Here is a 1,703-nt window from a genome sequence, read left to right as displayed (position 1 = left end):
AACTTCCTGGAATCCAACTTGGCAATGAAAAAACTTGGCCTAATGGGTTTGGCCCTTCAATTTTTAGCTCAACTTCAAACAGGTGTGCATGTATATTTTTTACCGAAACTGTATAGTGAATCGTCATTATAACAATTGATCAATAACCGCTTTAAATTCGAGCACTGATTTTTGATAACTGACTGCCGCCTGGGCGTAAGCTAAGTTTACTTCATGCACATTATTTTGCGCTGAAATCACAAAACTCATTTGCGAATTACCCAAATTGTAACGTTCTTTTTCAGCCAAGGCGCGAGAATTAGCAATCTCAATTCTGGCTTGATAAGTATTTAACAGCTTTTGTAAGTGTGTCAACTTCTTTTTCAAAACACCTGCTTCAACAGTTAATTCAATCAATTGTTCTTCAGCAGCTTCTTTTGTTTTGGATAGGCTAACCTGGGTTTTGTTAAGTAAGGCTTTTGCCTTTGTATCTCCTATCGGGTAGCTCAACCCAAGGCCAACATTCCAATCATTGTCATTTTCATTACTAACACCAAGTTTTAGATCTAGTTGAGCCTGAGCATTACTTTTATCACTTAACAGTTGTCTTTGCAAAAGATCGCGCTCTAACTTAAGTGTTTTCATCTCGGTGACGCCATTCAAATAATGGCGCAAATTACCAAGATCAAAGGCATGCATCTTGTAAAGGTCATAGTCACTAATAATTGAGTTTGACCGCATATTAAGTGTAACTGACAACTCTTCTTTTAAAAGATCCAGCGTTTGCTCTGCTTGCAATTGCTTCTGTAGCGCTCTTTGATAAGCATCTTCTTGTAAAAAAACATCAATTTGATCTACCACTGACTGAGAAAATTTATCTTTAACTAGCGCCAACTCTTGAGATGCTAGCTCTAAACGTCGGGCGGATAAAGTAAGTTGTTGCTGTGCAAAGCTCAAATCAACCAATTTAAACAATTGAGATAAAATAAATTTTTCAGCACCCTGATAACGCTTAAGCTTATTAATATCAATTCGAATTGTCGACAAATCTCCTGCAAGCTGATCATTAACACCTTTAGAATTCTTAAGTAAAGGTTGTGTGTAATTTAGTGTAATTTTGTCTGTTGCAGATCCATCACTCCAACTATTACTAACTACGATATCGGCGCCAGTATTAGTTAAATTATGTGTCAAACCAACACTGCCGCTAGAAGTTTGGTTGTTTGCTGTATTAGTAGAATCAAGTGACCCTGTAAGCGTCCAATCTTGATTAGCGGTCGTGGCCACATAATCAAGCTCAACTGTTTGTTGATCATAGTCAAGTTGAGTAAAAAACGGATGCGTGCTTTGTAAGCGATCAACAAGCTCAGTTTGGGTTATTGCAACAGCATTAACACTGAGCAACATAACAAGACTAAACGTTGAGGTTATTTTCATTTAGGAATGGCTTTTTTGATTTCGTTAATAATAGCGTAAAGTTTTTTGCCTGTCGTGTCAATCACCACATCTGCCACTTCCTGATATAAAGGTTCACGCTTTTCAATTAATTCTCGAATGGTTTGCTCTCGGTTATTAGACTGCTCTAATAACGGACGCGATTTTGAACGAGCTGTACGCATAACCAGCTGCTCAATGCTAGATGCTAAATACACCACAAAACTATTACGCTTTAGCAGCTCTCTATTTTCTGGCTTGATGACAATACCGCCGCCAGTAGCGATCAC

At 38.0% G+C, this 1,703-nt stretch carries 3 protein-coding genes; all 3 read right to left on the bottom strand.

Annotated features, from left to right (window positions below; translation table 11 throughout):
• Window positions 1-127: hypothetical protein (locus PSN35_RS07555; RefSeq protein WP_300031667.1), on the bottom strand; the 127-nt coding region annotated here is incomplete at its 3' end.
• A complete protein-coding gene (locus PSN35_RS07550; protein ID WP_300031664.1) occupies window positions 127-1,416 on the bottom strand; it encodes a TolC family protein in 1,290 nt (429 codons plus the stop codon). The genes PSN35_RS07555 and PSN35_RS07550, both read right to left, overlap by 1 nt.
• On the bottom strand, window positions 1,413-1,703 hold a 291-nt coding region (locus PSN35_RS07545), incomplete at its 5' end, for a shikimate kinase (RefSeq protein WP_300031661.1). The genes PSN35_RS07550 and PSN35_RS07545, both read right to left, overlap by 4 nt.

This window comes from Candidatus Thioglobus sp. (genome assembly GCF_028599055.1).
Taxonomy (GTDB): domain Bacteria; phylum Pseudomonadota; class Gammaproteobacteria; order PS1; family Pseudothioglobaceae; genus Thioglobus_A.
The sequence above is the reverse complement of the archived record's forward strand: the minus strand, read 5'-3'. Positions and strand labels throughout refer to the sequence as shown.

Coding starts and splice junctions, on each gene's coding strand:
- PSN35_RS07550 (WP_300031664.1), bottom strand. CDS start 1,416: ATGAAAATAACCTCAACGTTTAGTCTTGTTATGTTGCTCAGTGTTAAT.